The organism is Piscinibacter sp. PDB1-1 (genome assembly GCF_056675995.1).
In genome coordinates, this window is the sequence record NZ_JBWVZJ010000001.1 from 2,512,720 (window position 1) to 2,526,922 (window position 14,203).

The window sequence follows — 14,203 nt, forward strand, 5'->3', positions numbered from 1 at the left end:
TTCAGGGATGCGATCAGTTCAGCTTCTTGGCCTTCTCGAAGGCCTCGTCGATGGTGCCGACCATGTAGAAGGCCTGTTCGGGCAGCGAGTCGCATTCGCCGTTGACGATCATCTTGAAGCCGCGGATCGTTTCCTTCAGCGGCACGTACTTGCCGGGCGAGCCGGTGAAGACTTCGGCCACGTGGAAGGGCTGCGACAGGAAGCGCTGCATCTTGCGGGCGCGGGCCACGGCCAGCTTGTCGTCCGGCGACAGTTCGTCCATGCCCAGGATCGCGATGATGTCGCGCAGTTCCTTGTAGCGCTGCAGCGTGCCTTGCACCGCGCGGGCGGTGTTGTAGTGCTCTTCGCCGACCACGTGCGGGTCGAGCTGGCGCGAGGTCGAGTCGAGTGGGTCCACGGCGGGGTAGATGCCCAGCGAGGCGATGTCACGCGACAGCACCACGGTCGAGTCCAAGTGGGCAAAGGTCGTGGCAGGCGACGGGTCGGTCAAGTCGTCGGCAGGCACGTACACGGCCTGGATCGAGGTGATCGAGCCGACCTTGGTCGAGGTGATGCGCTCTTGCAGGCGGCCCATTTCCTCGGCCAGCGTCGGCTGGTAGCCCACGGCGGAAGGCATCCGGCCCAGCAGTGCCGACACTTCGGTACCGGCCAGGGTGTAGCGGTAGATGTTGTCGACGAAAAAGAGCACGTCCTTGCCTTCGTCACGGAACGACTCGGCGATGGTCAGGCCGGTCAGCGCGACGCGCAGGCGGTTGCCCGGGGGCTCGTTCATCTGGCCGTACACCATGGCGACCTTCGAGTCTTCGAGCTTCTCGAGATTCACGACGCCGGAGTCGGCCATCTCGTGATAGAAGTCATTGCCTTCGCGGGTGCGCTCGCCCACACCAGCGAACACCGACAGACCGCTGTGGGCCTTGGCGATGTTGTTGATGAGTTCCATCATGTTCACGGTCTTGCCGACGCCGGCGCCACCGAACAGGCCCACTTTGCCGCCCTTGGCGAACGGGCACACCAAGTCGATCACCTTGATGCCGGTTTCGAGCAGGTCTTGCGAGGGGCTCAGCTCGTCGAATGCCGGCGGCTTGCGGTGAATGGATGCGGTCAGTTCCTGGCTGACGGGGCCGCGCTCGTCGATCGGGCTGCCGAGCACGTCCATGATGCGACCGAGCGTCGCACGGCCGACTGGCACGCTGATTGGGGCCTCGGTGTTGGACACTGTCAAGCCGCGGCGCAGGCCGTCGGACGAGCCGAGCGCAATGGTGCGCACGATGCCGTCGCCGAGCTGCTGCTGCACCTCGAGCGTCAGTGCCGAGCCTTCGAGCTTGAGGGCGTCGTACACCCTCGGCATTGCGTTGCGGGGGAACTCGACGTCCACCACGGCGCCGATGCACTGAACAATTTTGCCGTCAGCCATGTTCGTTTCCTTCAATATTCAGATTCTTGATTCGTCGATTGCGGGGTGGGGCGTCGTCGTCAACCGACGGCCGCGGCACCCGCCACGATTTCCGAGAGCTCGGTCGTGATCGCTGTCTGGCGGGCCTTGTTGTAGACCAGCTTGAGTTCGGCAATCATGCTCCCGGCGTTGTCGGTTGCGGCCTTCATCGCCACCATGCGCGCCGAATGTTCCGATGCCATGTTTTCAGCGACGGCCTGGTAGACCAGGGCTTCGGTGTAGCGCACCAGCAATTCATCGATCACCGTGGCGGCATCGGGCTCGTAGATGTAGTCCCAGCCGTGTGATCCGGCGCCCACGGCACCTGCGTCGTCCTCGAGCTTCAGCACGTTGGCGTCGAGCGGCAGCACCTTCACCAGCATGGGCTCCTGCTTCATCGTGTTGATGAAACGGGTGAACGCCAGGTAGACGGCCGACAGCCTGCCTTCGGCATAAGCGTCGAACAAAACCTTGACCGGGCCGATCAGACGATCGAGATGCGGCTGGTCACCGAGTTGCGTGGCCTGCGAGACGACCTTCGCGCCCACACGGTTCAGGAAGCCCAGGCCCTTGTTGCCGATGGCGACCGCTTCGACCCGCTGCCCCGCACCTTCGAACTCGCGCAGCGCCGTCGTGACGGTGCGCAGCACATTGGTGTTCAGGCCGCCGCACAAGCCCTTGTCCGTGGTCACGACGATCACGCCGGTGGTCTTGGCCTCCGGGTTCTCGACCATGAACGCGTGCTTGTACTCGGGCGTGGCCTGCGCCAGATTGGCCGCCAGGCTTCGGACCTTGCGGGCATACGGGCGGGCCGCGAGCATCCGTTCCTGCGCCTTGCGCATCTTGGAGACGGACACCATCTCCATGGCCTTGGTGATCTTCTTCGTGTTCTCGAAGCTTTTGATCTTGCCGCGTATTTCCTTGCCTACTGCCATGACGGAGTTCCTTCTTTAAAGGGTCTTGGGGCCGTCAGGACGGGTCAGGCGAAGGTCTTCTTGAAGGCCGCCACGGCGTTCGACAGTTCGGCTTCCGAATCCTTGTCGAGCACCTTGGTGTCTTCGATCTTCTTGAGCAGCGGGGCGTGGCTGGCCTTCAGGAACTGGTGCAGGCCGGCTTCGAAGGCGAGCACCTTCTTGACGTCCACGTCGTCCATGAAACCCTTGTTCACGGCAAACAGCGTCGCGCCCATCAGGCTGATCGACAGCGGCGAGTACTGGGCCTGCTTAAGCAGTTCCGTCACGCGCGCACCGCGGTCGAGCTGCTTGCGGGTGGCTTCATCGAGGTCTGATGCGAACTGGGCGAATGCTGCGAGTTCGCGGTACTGCGCCAGGTCGGTACGGATACCACCGGACAGGCCCTTGACGACCTTGGTCTGCGCAGCGCCACCGACGCGCGACACCGAGATACCGGCGTTGATGGCGGGGCGGATGCCGGCGTTGAACAGCGAGGTCTCCAGGAAGATCTGACCGTCGGTGATCGAGATCACGTTGGTCGGCACGAAGGCGGACACGTCACCGGCTTGCGTTTCGATGATCGGCAGCGCGGTCAGCGAGCCGGTCTTTCCCTTGACTTCGCCCTTGGTGAAGGCTTCGACGTAGTCGGCGTTCACGCGGGCTGCGCGCTCGAGCAGGCGGCTGTGGAGGTAGAACACGTCGCCGGGGTAGGCTTCGCGGCCCGGCGGGCGGCGCAGAAGCAGCGAGATCTGGCGGTAGGCGACGGCCTGCTTGGACAGGTCGTCGTACACGATCAGCGCGTCTTCGCCGCGGTCGCGGAAGTACTCGCCCATCGTGCAGCCCGAGTAGGCCGATACGTACTGCATCGCGGCCGATTCGGCGGCCGAGGCGGCCACGACGATGGTGTATTCCAGGGCGCCGTTGGCTTCAAGGGCGCGCACCACGTTCTTGATCGACGACGCCTTCTGGCCGATCGCAACGTAGATGCAGGTCATGTTCTGACCCTTCTGGTTGATGATCGTGTCGATCGCGACGGCGGTCTTGCCGGTCTGGCGGTCGCCAATGATCAACTCGCGCTGGCCACGGCCGATCGGCACCATCGAGTCGATCGACTTCAGGCCCGTCTGCATCGGCTGGTCAACCGACTTGCGTGCGATCACGCCGGGGGCGATCTTCTCGATCGGGGCGGTGAGCTTGGCATTGATCGGGCCTTTGCCGTCGATCGGCTGGCCGAGGGCGTTGACGACACGGCCCTTCAGTTCGGGGCCGATCGGCACTTCCAGGATGCGGCCCGTGCACTTCACGGTGTCGCCTTCGGAGATGTGCTCGTACTCGCCCAGAATCACGGCGCCGACGGAGTCGCGCTCGAGGTTCAGTGCAAGACCGTAGGTCGGCTGGCCATCGGAGCCGGCCGGGAACTCCAGCATCTCGCCTTGCATCACCTCGGACAGGCCGTGGACGCGGCAAATGCCGTCGGTCACCGAAACCACGGTGCCCTGGTTGCGGATGTCCGCTGAAGTGGCAAGCCCTTCAATGCGGCTCTTGATCAGTTCGGAAATTTCTGCGGGATTCAGTTGCATAGCTTCTCTCCGGTCTGCGTCGGTCAAAGGCCTCTGCAGTTGGGGGCGGGCGGGGGCCGACGACGTATTAGGCCGTCAGCGTGGCCTTCATTTGTTCAAGACGGGCCTTGACCGAGGTGTCCAGCACTGCGTCGCCGACCACCACGCGGATGCCGCCGATCAGATCGGGCTGCACCACCACGGTGGCATTGAGCTTGCGCCCGAAGCGCTTCTCCAGCGTTGCCTTCACGTCGGTCAGCTGCGCCGCCTCGATGGGGTAGGCGCTGTAGACCACGGCATCCGAGACACCCGAGCGCTCGTTGATGAGTGCATGGAACTGCGCTGCCACTTCGGGCAACGCCGCCAGGCGATCATTCTCGAGCACCAGCTGCAGCAGGTTCTTGGCTGCGGCCGACAGGGGTTGCTTCAGCACCGCGGCGACGAGATCCTGCACCTGCTGGGACGAGACCTTGGGGTTGGCCGCGAACTGGCGCAGTTGTGCCTCGCCGGCGATGACGGCCAGCGACTGGACCTCGGCCGCCAGCGCTGTAGCGCTGTCGGCGTCGGACGCCTTGAAGAGCGCCTCGGCGTAGGGGCGCGCGATGGTTGCAAGCTCTGCCATGGTTTACAGCTCAGCCTTCAGGCGATTCAGGATGTCGGCGTGGACGCCGGCGTTGACTTCGCGCTTGAGGATCTGCTCTGCGCCCTTGACCGCGAGCACGGCCACCTGATCGCGCAGCGCTTCGCGTGCGCGGGTGGCTTCCTGCTCGGCCTCGGCCTTCGCGGCGGCGACGATCTTGGCGCCTTCGTCGCTTGCGCGGGTCTTGGCGTCTTCGATCATCGACTGCGCGAGGCGCTCGGCGTCAGCCAGGCGCTTGGTCGCGTCGTCACGGGCGGCAGCCAGTTGCTCGCCGACACGCTGTTGCGTGGCGGCTAGCTCCGACTTCGCCTTGTCGGCGGCCGACAGGCCCTCGGCAATCTTCGCGGCACGTTCGTCCAGCGCCTTGGTGAGGGGCGGCCAGATGTAGCGCATCGTGAACCAGACAAGGATCGCGAAAACGATCGCTTGCAGGAACAGTGTTGCGTTGATGTTCATTGCACAGTCCTTTCAACCGTGAAAGGGTGGCGACGAATTACTTGATGAACGCGGCGAACGGGTTGGCGAACGCGAACAGCAGCGCGATGGCGACGCCGATCAGGAAGGCCGCGTCGATCAGACCGGCCAAGATGAACATCTTGGTTTGCAGTTCGTTCATCAGTTCAGGCTGGCGAGCCGACGATTCGAGGAACTTGCCGCCCATCAGTGCGATGCCGATCGAGGCACCGATCGCGCCCAGGCCGACGATCAAACCGCAAGCCAGTGCCAGAAGACCGATGTAGCTGTTATCCATGATTGCTCCTAGGGGGAATGAAAATGAAAAGAGAAAGGGAAGAACAAAAGATTCGGATCAGTGCGCGTCGTGCGCCTGGCCCGTGTAGATCAGCGTCAGCATCATGAAGATGAAGGCTTGCAGCGTGATCACGAGAATGTGGAAGAGGGTCCAGACGGTCCCGGCCACCACATGCCCCACGCCCAGCCAGAAACCGCCGGACACAGGATTGAACTGCCATGCCCATACGCCGCCCATCAAGGCGATCAGCATGAACACGAGCTCGCCGGCGAACATGTTGCCGAACAGCCGCATGCCGTGGGACACGGTCTTGGCGACGTATTCGATCAGTTGCATCAAGAAGTTCACCGGGTACAGGAACCACTTGTCGCCAAAGGGGGCGGCAACAAGTTCGTGCGCCCAGCCGCCAACGCCCTTGATCTTGACGTTGTAGACAAGGCAGACGAGCAGCACGCTGGTCGACAGGCCGAGCGTGGTGGACAGGTCGGCCGTGGGCACGATGCGCAGGTAATCCTTGAAGCCCATCGCGGGGCCGGCCACATGCCAGGCGGCAGGCAGCAGATCGACCGGCAGCATGTCCATGAAGTTCATCAGGAAGATCCAGACCGCGACCGTCAGGGCCAGCGGAGAGATCAGCTTGCGGCTCTTGGCGTTGTGGATCACGCCTTTGGCCTGGTTCTCGACCATCTCGGCCAGGATCTCGACGGCAGCCTGGAAGCGGCCCGGCACACCCGAGGTGGCGCGGCGCGCGGCCATCCACATCACCCAGCACCCGACGATGCCGAGGACGACCGAGAAGGCGAGGGAGTCGAGATTGAAGATGCTGAAGTCGACGATGGACGTCTGCTTCACGCTCTCGAAAGAGAAGTTCTTCTGCAGGTGCTGCAGGTGGTGCTGGATGTATTCAGTGGGCGACGGGCCCACGTGGGCAGCGGCGTTTGCTTCGGCAGACATGTCGAATCAGACTCTCTTTTTATCGTTCACAACGGTCGGCGCCGCGACAGCAGCCCCAACCAACCCACCTTCAGGCACACCACGAGCGTGACCAGCAGTGCCGGCCAGCTCAACGCGGGTGCCCAAACGGCCACGCCCACCAACATGGACGCCGCCACGGCAATCTTTATCAGCTCCCAGAACATGAACCCCACGACGACCGCCGCCGGATTGTCTGTTCTGCGGCGGATCCCCCAGGCCAACAGCCCTCCCGGAATCACCACCACTGCTGCTCCGTAGAGCGCCGACCACACCACGCTCATTTGGTGCGTGATCAGCCAGCCGACGAGCGCGCAAGCAACACCCAAGCCGGCTTGCGCCGCGATGACCCGCCATGGCGAGATCGGAGGATGTTTGGCTCTCAGCGCCGCCACTTCTTCTGGTGACAGTGGCTTGAAAGCCGGCTCTTGCGCCGCATCTGTGTCCTGGAAGTCGCGGAAACCATGATCGGGATGTGCGTTCATGGTGGCCAGTTACGTCCGGAAGCAGCAAAGCCTCGGAATTATACGTGGAAACCCCTGCGCTCCCGGAGCACCTGAAACGAAGCTGTCGCGCCTCAGCCGAAACAGCTCGCCGGCAGGCCGGGGGCGTCGACCCGCAAGCTGAGAACCCGACCGGCGAGCGGTTGGCTTTCGAGCTCGGGTGGTGGGCGGTTCTCGCGTGCCGTCGTTATATAAAGCGTCTTGAGGTCACCCCCACCGAAGCAGGGCATGGTGGCGCAGCGCACCGGCAGCGCAATGTCGGAGGTGATTTCGCCGCGGGGCGACAGGCACAGCAGGCGCTGGCCCTCGAACATGGCGACCCAGTACTGCCCGAGCGTGTCGACGGCCGCGCCGTCGGGCCGCCCGCCGTAGGTGGAGAGATCTTGCTGCGCCTGCTTGACGGGGAAGCTGGCGAAGACGCTGCGAGACGCGGGCTGCCCGGTGGCGGCGTCGAAATCGCACCTATAGATCGTGTGGGCCTTGGTGTCGCTGTAGTAGAGCGTGTTTCCGTCCGGGCTCCAGGCGAGCCCGTTGCCGACGGTGATGTCGCCCGCGATGCGCGTGAGCGCCCGGCCGTCGTACCGATAGAGCGATGCGTGCGGTTGATCGCGCGGCTCGTAGATCGTGCCGACCCAGAAGCGGCCGCCGGGGTCGCACTTGCCGTCGTTGAAGCGCTCGCTTCGCGTGTCGTAGGGAGCGGCTGCGAGTGGTGTGCGGCGCGCAGTGGCGGGGTCGAAGCGCCACAGGCCATCGCGCATGGCGAGGAGCACTCCGCCTTCTCGCAGAGGCGCGCAACTGCCGGGCTCGGTCTCGAACTGCCAGCGATCGTGGCGTGACGTGCGCGGATCGAAGCGGTTCAGCGCGCGACCCGGGATGTCGCACCAATAGAGCACCTGTTCGATCGGGTGCCACAGCGGCGACTCGCCGAGCAGCGACTCGGGCGCGTCGAGGGGGGTGATCACGGCGGTCATGGCGTACGGCGCGTCATGCGGCGGTGATCTCGAGCGTCATCCAGGCCTGCGTGACCTCGCCGGGCCCCACCGCGCGTACGCCATGGGCGAGCGGCTCGGGGAGCTGCAGGGCGTTGTTGACGTGGCTGACGGGCTCGACGCAGAAGTAGCCGCGGTCGCGGGGTGTGAAAACGACAACATAGGGCAAGGAAGAGCGCAGGGACAGCGTGAACTGGTCGTCGCGGATGAGCGCCGAGCGGGACCAGCCCTCGAAGCAGTGGTCGAAGTCGAGTTGAGCCACCGGGGCATCGATGCCTGCGTGCGCCACGGCATGTGTGGGGAGCAGCGTGGCATCGCGTTCCCACTGGTGGGTGACGTCGACGGCCAAATGGCTCGTGGCGCGGGCTGGGAAGTACGGGTGCCAGCCGAGTCCGACAGGTTGGGCGGTATCGGCCGTGTTGGTGAATGCGTATCGCAGGCTCAGCCGTTCGGGCGTCAGCGAGATGTGCTGCTCGACAGCGAACGCGAAGGGCCAGTGTTCGTCGGGCGTGTGCGTGTAGTTCAGCACGAGCTCCGAGGGGCCGATGGAGGCGACGCCCCACGGGTGCATCCAGGCAACGCCGTGCAGGGAGTGCGGGCTGTCTGGGAAGTTGGCGGCCGTCGTGTGATCGCGCCCCTGCCAGCGAAAGCGCCGATGCCCGATCCGGTTGGAATAGGGCACCAGCGGGAAGCAGGCTGAAAGCCGTGCCGACGTCAGCTCGGCCGGCTCGGTGCAGCGCATGACCGGCGTCGTGCCGTGCCAGAGGCCGGCGATGCTGCCGCCCAGGTCGGGCCGCACGGCCAGCCGCAGCAGCCCTGCGTGGAGTTCGTGAATCTGGGGTGTTGTGCTCATGATCTTGGAGTGGGGCGCACGGTATGCGCTCGTGCGGTGTCAGGTGCCGGTCTGCGTGCCGCTGGAAAGAAGGTGCACATGATCGCCACCGCCGGTTCGCAGGGCACCGAGCGCGAGGCGTGCGGCGCGCATCATGAGCCCGAGGTCGGACCCGACCGCCACGAAGTCGAACCCCGCGGCGCGGTACTGCGCCACGAGCTCGGGCGTGTCGCCCACGGTGCCAACGGCGATGCCGAGCGCCTTGCAGCGCTGCGCAGCCTGCGCCATGCGGTCGAACACGGCAGGGTGGTGAGGTTCACCCAGGTGGCCCATGGCGGCGGAGAGGTCGGATGGGCCCAGAAAGAGCGCATCCACCCCAGGCACGGCGGCGATCGCGTCGAGATGTTCCAGCGCAGTAGGCGACTCGAGTTGCACGATCACGCCCACCTGCGCGTTGGCGTTCTTCAGATAGTGCGGCGTGGTGCCGTAGCGCGAGGCCCGGCTGAGGCCGGCCACGCCGCGCACGCCGTCGGGTGGGTAACGCGTTGCCGCGACCGCCTGCCGGGCTTCGGCGGCGCTTTGCACCATCGGGAACAGAAGCGTGCTGGCGCCGGCGTCGAGTACGCGTTTGACGATGACGGAGTCGTTCCACGGCACGCGCACGACCGGCATCATCTTCGTGCTGGCCACCGCCTGCAGCAACTGCGTCACGCCGGGCAGGTCGAGCGGCGCATGTTCCATGTCGAGCACGCCCCAATCGAACCCGGCGCAGCCGATGGCTTCGGCGACGAGTGGGCTGGCGGAGCAGATCCAGGTGCCGAGAGGCGGGTGGCCGCCAGAGGAATGAAGGAGTTGCCGGAATGCGTTCATCGCGCCATCTCCAGGGTGGTGGATCAGTCGCTAATCGAGTCGCGCACGCAGGTAGTGTGCGCCGGGGATGGGGTTGAAGTAGTACGGGGGTACATCTTCGAAGCCCAGCGTCGAGTACAGCGTGCGGGCGGATTCCATGTCGTCGAGCGTGTCGAGCAGCATGTGCGAGTAGCCGGCGCGGCGTGCATCGTCGAGCAGGCGCTGCGCCACCAGGCGGCCGATCCCGAAGCGCCGGAAGGCGGGGCGCACATACAGGCGCTTCATCTCGCAGGCGTTGGCGTAGTCGGCATCGGCCAAGGGGCGGAAGGCGCCGCAGCCCGCGACATCGTCGTCGATCATCGCCAGCAACAACTGGCCACCGGGGGCGCGGTACTCGCCCGGCAGGGTGTCAAGCTCCTCCTCGAAGCCCTGGAACTCCAGGTCGATGTCGAGGCTGGCGGCATAGTCCCGGAAGATGGCTCGCGTCGTGGCGATCAGTTCGGGCGTGTCCGGCGTGATGAGCCGGATGTCGGGCGCGTGCGGGGTGTAGGGCACCGTCAGGCTCCCAGGCTCACCAGCCACGCCGTCGCGCCGGCGCAGGCGGCCATCAGCGCGACGGCCAGTGCGCGCGTGCCGAATGTGTCGGCCGACGCCGGCGTGGCCTCCGGCAGTGTCTTGTCGCCGGTGAGCATCGGGCCGACGAGGTTCTGCCGCTTGCGGAAGTAATAGAAGGCGATCGCCGCCACGTGCAGCACGACCAGCGTGATGATCAGCCACTGCCCGTAGTTCTTGTGCCAGCCGGTTGCAATGCTGCTGGTAGCCCCACTTACGAATCGGACCAGTGGGCCGGCATTGGCGATCTCGTCGTCGGCGATGAGGCCGGTGCCCACCTGCACCGCTAGCAGGCCGAGCAGCGCGAACACCGAGAGCGCACCGGTCGGGGTGTGGCCGACAGCGAAATGCTCTCCCCCGCTGCCCCGCAGGTAGCGCAGCAGGTTGGCGGGCGAATAGATGAAGCTCGCGAAACGCGACCAGCGACCGCCCACCAGCCCCCACAGCACGCGAAACGCCAGCAGCGCCAGAACCGCGTAGCCGAGGCGAAAGTGCCAGACCATCGCGTTGCCCCCCAGCTTGGCGGTGACGATCAGGGCGATCACGGCGGCGGCCAGCAGCCAGTGGAAGAGGCGGGTGGGTAGATCCCAGACTCGGGTGCGTCGAAAGGCGGGGGGCATGGTGCGCAATGAAACGGCAGGCAGCAAAGATACCCAATCGCGCCGGCCGTGGCGAGTGGCGATGGCCGTCAGGGCAGGGAATACGGGGAAGCACCTGCTATGGGCGGTTGGCGCTGCTTACACTGGGCTGGGCCGCACCCTGAGGAGGTTGCGGGCACCCGGCTTGGGCCACTCGCGCCTCAAGCCACAAATAACAGTCCCAGCCTCTTCAGCCAGGAGAATCCGCATGAAACCTCTGTTCCTGACCGTCGCTGCGCTCGTCAGCCTGGGCGCGGCTCTGCCCGCCGCCGCACAGTTCGCGAAACCCGAGGACGCGATCAAGTACCGCAAGGCAGCCTTCACCGTGATGGCGGCGCACTTCGGTCGCGTCGCGGCCATGGCGAACGGGCGCGTGCCGTTCGATGCCAAGGCGGTGGCCGACAACGCGGAGATTGCCGCGATGGTGTCCAGGCTGCCCTATGCCGGCTTTGTCGACGGCTCGGACAAGGGCGACACCAAGGCCAAGCCCGAAATCTGGACAGAGCGCGACAAGTTCAATGCCGCGGCCACCGCCATGCAAGAGGAAATGGTCAAGTTGAACGCCGCGGCCAAGACGGGCAACGCCGACGCCATCAAGGCGGCTGTCGGGGGCGTCGGCAAGGCCTGCAAAGGCTGCCACGACACCTATCGCAAGGAATGACGGGCGGGTTGCGGCAGTGCCGTGCCCGTTGAGGTGAGCAAGCCCGCCCCGGCGGGCCTCTCCTTGGGGCGGGCACCGAGCGGGGCCGTCAAGGGCATCCGCTACCATTGCCGGCTGCTGTTTCAACAGCTTCGCCGCGGGGCCTGCGCATGCCAGGCCCGCCTGATTCGCCGGGCCTCGGGCCCATTACGAGCTTGTTTCGCATGACTGTGTTCCGCCGTTGCGCCGCGTTGCCGACCCTGAAGGCGTGGGTCGTTTTCCTGGGGATGGGGTGTTTCGCTGCAACAGGCTTCGCCGCCGATGAGGGTGCCGGCGGCAGCATGTTCAACCCGCCGAGCTACTCGTCCCAGGGTTCGCTGCCGGTGTACCCCCCATCCGCTTCGGCCAGTGGCGTCGGCGCTGACCCGCGCAACCCTTCCGGGCGCGGCGGCGCGGCGCAGCGCCCCGGCGAGTCGGCGCCCTCGATGAGCGACGGCGGTGGCCGACGCATCGAATTGCAGCCGGCCAAGCCGAGCGAATTCCAGAAGTTCGTCGAGCAGGCGACCGGGCGGCGTTTGCCGATCTTTGGCTCGGGCTTCTTCGTCGACGCCGCCAATGGGCTGTCGACGGTCGACAACGTGCCGGTCTCGAGCGACTACACCGTGGGAACGGGCGACGAACTGATGATCCGCATGTGGGGTGCGGTCGATGCCGACATGCGCGCCACCGTCGATCGCAACGGCCAGGTGAACCTGCCCAAGATTGGCAGCTTCACGGTGGCGGGTGTGCGTGCGTCAGAACTCGAGAAGCACCTGCGGGCGCAGATCGGGCGGCTTTACACCAACTTCAGCCTGAGCGTCTCGCTCGGGCAGCTGCGCGGCCTGAAGGTGTTCGTGGTCGGCCCGGCGCGGCTGCCGGGGGTGTACACCGTGGCCAGCCAGGGCACCATGCTGTCGGCGGTGGTCGCCGCAGGAGGCCCCGGCCCCAGTGGTTCGATGCGCAAGGTGCAGTTGCGCCGCAATGGCACGCTGGTGTCGGAGCTCGACATCTACGACTTCCTGGTTCAAGGCGACAAGTCGAAGGATGTCCAGCTGATCAGTGGCGATGTGGTGGTGTTTCAGCCTGCCGGCCCGCGTGTGGCCATCAACGGCGCGCTCGACACGCCGGCCATCTACGAATTGAAGGCGGCGGAAGAGCCGGTGCGCGACGTGCTCCGCTATGCCGGCGGCACCGTGGTGCTGACCAATCCGAACAAGGTGCTGCTCGAACGCATCGATCCGGCACGCAGCCCGGCCCCGCGTTATGTCGAGGAGTTCAAGCTCGACGACACCGGCCTGCAGCGCGCCATGAAAGACGGCGACGTGTTGACGCTGCTGCCGATTTCGCAGCAGTTCAAGAATGCGATCACCCTCAAGGGCCCGGTGGCGCAACCGCTGCGCTACGCCTTCACCGAAGGCATGCGCATCCGCGACCTGATCCCGAATGCCGAGGCGCTCATCTCGCCGGACTTCTTTCGTCGCAAGAATCAGCTGGTGCAGGCGGATGGCGAAGACCCGCGCTCCTCGGGCCGGCGCTATGGCGACCGGCGCGACGACTACCCGCGCAGCGATGCGCGATACGGGTCGAGCAACGACCCACGCTACGACTCGCGTGATGACGATCGACGCTATGACGAGCAAGGCAACCTGATCGCAGGAGGGGCGGGCGCGGGTGCAGCCTACGCCGCCGACGACTACGCGCGCCAGGGTTCGAGCGGCAGCGCGCGCGACGCCAACGGCAACCCGCAGCAGGCTGGTGACCCGCGCGGTCAGATGAGCGCTGAACGGCCCAAGAAGGCGCCCAAGGCCTTGTTCGACGAGCTGAACTGGGACTACGCGGTCATCGAGCGCCTGAACCCCGACCTCAGCACCCGGATCATCCCGTTCAATCTCGGCAAGGCGGTGCTGCAAAGCGATCCGGCCAACAACGTGGAGCTGATGCCGGGCGACGTGGTGACGGTCTACAACCAGAAAGACATGCGAGTGCCTCTGGCGCGCCAGACGCGGCTCGTGACGGTCGAGGGCGAGGTGAGTGCCGCGGGCGTGTACCAACTGCTGCCCGGTGAAACCTTGCCGCAGCTTCTCACGCGTGCGGGCGGCTTCACGCCCCAGGCCTATGCGTACGGGTTGGAGTTCACCCGCGAAGAAACGCGCAAGCGTCAGCGTGAGAACCTCTTGGCTGCGGTAGCGCGTCTGGAAGCGCTGGCCGCCACACAGAGCGCGCGTCAGGCGGCCAACCTCCGCGACGACGTGTCTGCGCTGCAGGGAGCTTCACTCAGCGCCGCGGCGACGCAGGCCCAGATGGCGCGCCTGCGCCGCGTGGAGCCGAATGGGCGTATCGCTCTTGAGCTCCAACCCGAGGACACGTCGGTGGACACGCTACCGCAAGTGCCGCTCGAGAACGGCGATCGCATCGTGGTGCCGGCCCGTCCAGGCTTCATCACGGTTGCGGGTGCCGTAGTCAACAACAATGCCCTGCTCTGGAAGCCGGGCCGCACGGTGGGTGATTACCTGCGGCAGGCCGGCCTGGACGATGCGGCCGAGACCTCGAACATGTTCGTGCTGCGCGCCGACGGCACCGCGACGCACGCGGGCAGCTACGGCGGCTTCTTTGGCGGTGGCATCGAGTCGCAGGGTGTCTATCCAGGCGACGCGATCGTGGTGCCCACCCAGCTCGACTACGAGACCTGGGGGCGTGCCCTCGTGCGCAACCTGAAGGACTTCGGCCAGATCTTCTACCAGTTCGGCCTGGGCGCTGCGGCGATCCAGACCTTGCGCGGCAATTGAGGCGGGCC

Annotated in this window: 15 protein-coding genes; 2 read left to right on the forward strand and 13 right to left on the reverse strand. The window is 65.8% G+C overall.

The features are described from left to right. Window positions 1-13 precede the first annotated feature (13 nt). The 13 genes from atpD to AC1KAR_RS11670 all read right to left on the reverse strand — a co-directional run bounded on the left by atpD (window position 14) and on the right by AC1KAR_RS11670 (window position 10,712). Complete coding sequence (atpD, locus tag AC1KAR_RS11610; RefSeq protein WP_480317629.1) at window positions 14-1,414, reverse strand: F0F1 ATP synthase subunit beta; 1,401 nt, start codon at window positions 1,412-1,414, stop codon at window positions 14-16. Between the two features lie 59 nt (window positions 1,415-1,473). Beyond that, window positions 1,474-2,367 (reverse strand): F0F1 ATP synthase subunit gamma, encoded by an 894-nt coding sequence (gene atpG / locus AC1KAR_RS11615; RefSeq protein WP_480317630.1) that lies wholly within the window; start codon window positions 2,365-2,367, stop codon window positions 1,474-1,476. Between the two features lie 44 nt (window positions 2,368-2,411). Beyond that, window positions 2,412-3,965 (reverse strand): F0F1 ATP synthase subunit alpha, encoded by a 1,554-nt coding sequence (gene atpA, locus AC1KAR_RS11620; protein ID WP_480317631.1) that lies wholly within the window; start codon window positions 3,963-3,965, stop codon window positions 2,412-2,414. 67 nt (window positions 3,966-4,032) lie between these two features. Beyond that, entirely contained in the window at window positions 4,033-4,566 is a 534-nt protein-coding gene (locus tag AC1KAR_RS11625; protein ID WP_480317633.1) for a F0F1 ATP synthase subunit delta, read from the reverse strand. Between the two features lie 3 nt (window positions 4,567-4,569). After that, window positions 4,570-5,040 carry a F0F1 ATP synthase subunit B gene (locus tag AC1KAR_RS11630; protein WP_480317635.1) on the reverse strand — a complete coding sequence of 157 codons (471 nt, stop codon included), beginning with the start codon at window positions 5,038-5,040 and terminating at the stop codon, window positions 4,570-4,572. 37 nt (window positions 5,041-5,077) lie between these two features. Further along, window positions 5,078-5,335: a F0F1 ATP synthase subunit C gene (gene atpE / locus AC1KAR_RS11635; protein WP_056660939.1), complete on the reverse strand. Its 258-nt coding sequence runs from the start codon at window positions 5,333-5,335 to the stop codon at window positions 5,078-5,080. Window positions 5,336-5,392: 57 nt separating this feature from the next. Then, on the reverse strand, window positions 5,393-6,289 hold the full coding sequence (gene atpB / locus AC1KAR_RS11640; RefSeq protein ID WP_480317637.1) for a F0F1 ATP synthase subunit A: 897 nt from the start codon (window positions 6,287-6,289) through the stop codon (window positions 5,393-5,395). A gap of 26 nt (window positions 6,290-6,315) precedes the next feature. Then, window positions 6,316-6,792, reverse strand: a complete 477-nt coding sequence (locus tag AC1KAR_RS11645; protein WP_480317639.1) for an ATP synthase subunit I — start codon at window positions 6,790-6,792, stop codon at window positions 6,316-6,318. Between the two features lie 92 nt (window positions 6,793-6,884). Then, the gene (locus tag AC1KAR_RS11650) at window positions 6,885-7,781 is read right to left on the reverse strand and encodes an SMP-30/gluconolactonase/LRE family protein (protein ID WP_480317641.1); all 897 of its coding nucleotides are present in this window, start codon (window positions 7,779-7,781) and stop codon (window positions 6,885-6,887) included. A gap of 13 nt (window positions 7,782-7,794) precedes the next feature. Continuing rightward, window positions 7,795-8,652, reverse strand: coding sequence for an aldose 1-epimerase (locus tag AC1KAR_RS11655; RefSeq protein WP_480317643.1), 858 nt, complete (start codon window positions 8,650-8,652; stop codon window positions 7,795-7,797). Between the two features lie 39 nt (window positions 8,653-8,691). After that, on the reverse strand, window positions 8,692-9,501 hold the full coding sequence (locus AC1KAR_RS11660; protein WP_480317645.1) for an HpcH/HpaI aldolase family protein: 810 nt from the start codon (window positions 9,499-9,501) through the stop codon (window positions 8,692-8,694). A 30-nt stretch (window positions 9,502-9,531) separates the two neighbouring features. Continuing rightward, window positions 9,532-10,008 carry a GNAT family N-acetyltransferase gene (locus AC1KAR_RS11665; RefSeq protein WP_480317838.1) on the reverse strand — a complete coding sequence of 159 codons (477 nt, stop codon included), beginning with the start codon at window positions 10,006-10,008 and terminating at the stop codon, window positions 9,532-9,534. Between the two features lie 29 nt (window positions 10,009-10,037). Further along, window positions 10,038-10,712 carry a cytochrome b/b6 domain-containing protein gene (locus AC1KAR_RS11670; RefSeq protein WP_480317647.1) on the reverse strand — a complete coding sequence of 225 codons (675 nt, stop codon included), beginning with the start codon at window positions 10,710-10,712 and terminating at the stop codon, window positions 10,038-10,040. A gap of 226 nt (window positions 10,713-10,938) precedes the next feature. Between AC1KAR_RS11670 and AC1KAR_RS11675 the strand changes: the two genes are divergently transcribed. Together AC1KAR_RS11675 and AC1KAR_RS11680 are read left to right on the forward strand one after the other, a co-directional pair. Next, the gene (locus tag AC1KAR_RS11675) at window positions 10,939-11,391 is read left to right on the forward strand and encodes a c-type cytochrome (RefSeq protein WP_480317649.1); all 453 of its coding nucleotides are present in this window, start codon (window positions 10,939-10,941) and stop codon (window positions 11,389-11,391) included. Window positions 11,392-11,594: 203 nt separating this feature from the next. Further along, window positions 11,595-14,195, forward strand: coding sequence for a polysaccharide biosynthesis/export family protein (locus AC1KAR_RS11680; protein ID WP_480317651.1), 2,601 nt, complete (start codon window positions 11,595-11,597; stop codon window positions 14,193-14,195). Window positions 14,196-14,203 lie beyond the last annotated feature (8 nt).

Bases quoted from the DNA above. Each gene is read 5' to 3' on its own strand.
- atpD (WP_480317629.1), bottom strand. From the start codon at position 1,414: ATGGCTGACGGCAAAATTGTTCAGTGCATCGGCGCCGTGGTGGACGTC.
- atpG (WP_480317630.1), bottom strand. From the start codon at position 2,367: ATGGCAGTAGGCAAGGAAATACGCGGCAAGATCAAAAGCTTCGAGAAC.
- atpA (WP_480317631.1), bottom strand. From the start codon at position 3,965: ATGCAACTGAATCCCGCAGAAATTTCCGAACTGATCAAGAGCCGCATT.
- AC1KAR_RS11625 (WP_480317633.1), bottom strand. From the start codon at position 4,566: ATGGCAGAGCTTGCAACCATCGCGCGCCCCTACGCCGAGGCGCTCTTC.
- AC1KAR_RS11630 (WP_480317635.1), bottom strand. From the start codon at position 5,040: ATGAACATCAACGCAACACTGTTCCTGCAAGCGATCGTTTTCGCGATC.
- atpE (WP_056660939.1), bottom strand. From the start codon at position 5,335: ATGGATAACAGCTACATCGGTCTTCTGGCACTGGCTTGCGGTTTGATC.
- atpB (WP_480317637.1), bottom strand. From the start codon at position 6,289: ATGTCTGCCGAAGCAAACGCCGCTGCCCACGTGGGCCCGTCGCCCACT.
- AC1KAR_RS11645 (WP_480317639.1), bottom strand. From the start codon at position 6,792: ATGAACGCACATCCCGATCATGGTTTCCGCGACTTCCAGGACACAGAT.
- AC1KAR_RS11650 (WP_480317641.1), bottom strand. From the start codon at position 7,781: ATGACCGCCGTGATCACCCCCCTCGACGCGCCCGAGTCGCTGCTCGGC.
- AC1KAR_RS11655 (WP_480317643.1), bottom strand. From the start codon at position 8,652: ATGAGCACAACACCCCAGATTCACGAACTCCACGCAGGGCTGCTGCGG.
- AC1KAR_RS11660 (WP_480317645.1), bottom strand. From the start codon at position 9,501: ATGAACGCATTCCGGCAACTCCTTCATTCCTCTGGCGGCCACCCGCCT.
- AC1KAR_RS11670 (WP_480317647.1), bottom strand. From the start codon at position 10,712: ATGCCCCCCGCCTTTCGACGCACCCGAGTCTGGGATCTACCCACCCGC.
- AC1KAR_RS11675 (WP_480317649.1), top strand. From the start codon at position 10,939: ATGAAACCTCTGTTCCTGACCGTCGCTGCGCTCGTCAGCCTGGGCGCG.
- AC1KAR_RS11680 (WP_480317651.1), top strand. From the start codon at position 11,595: ATGACTGTGTTCCGCCGTTGCGCCGCGTTGCCGACCCTGAAGGCGTGG.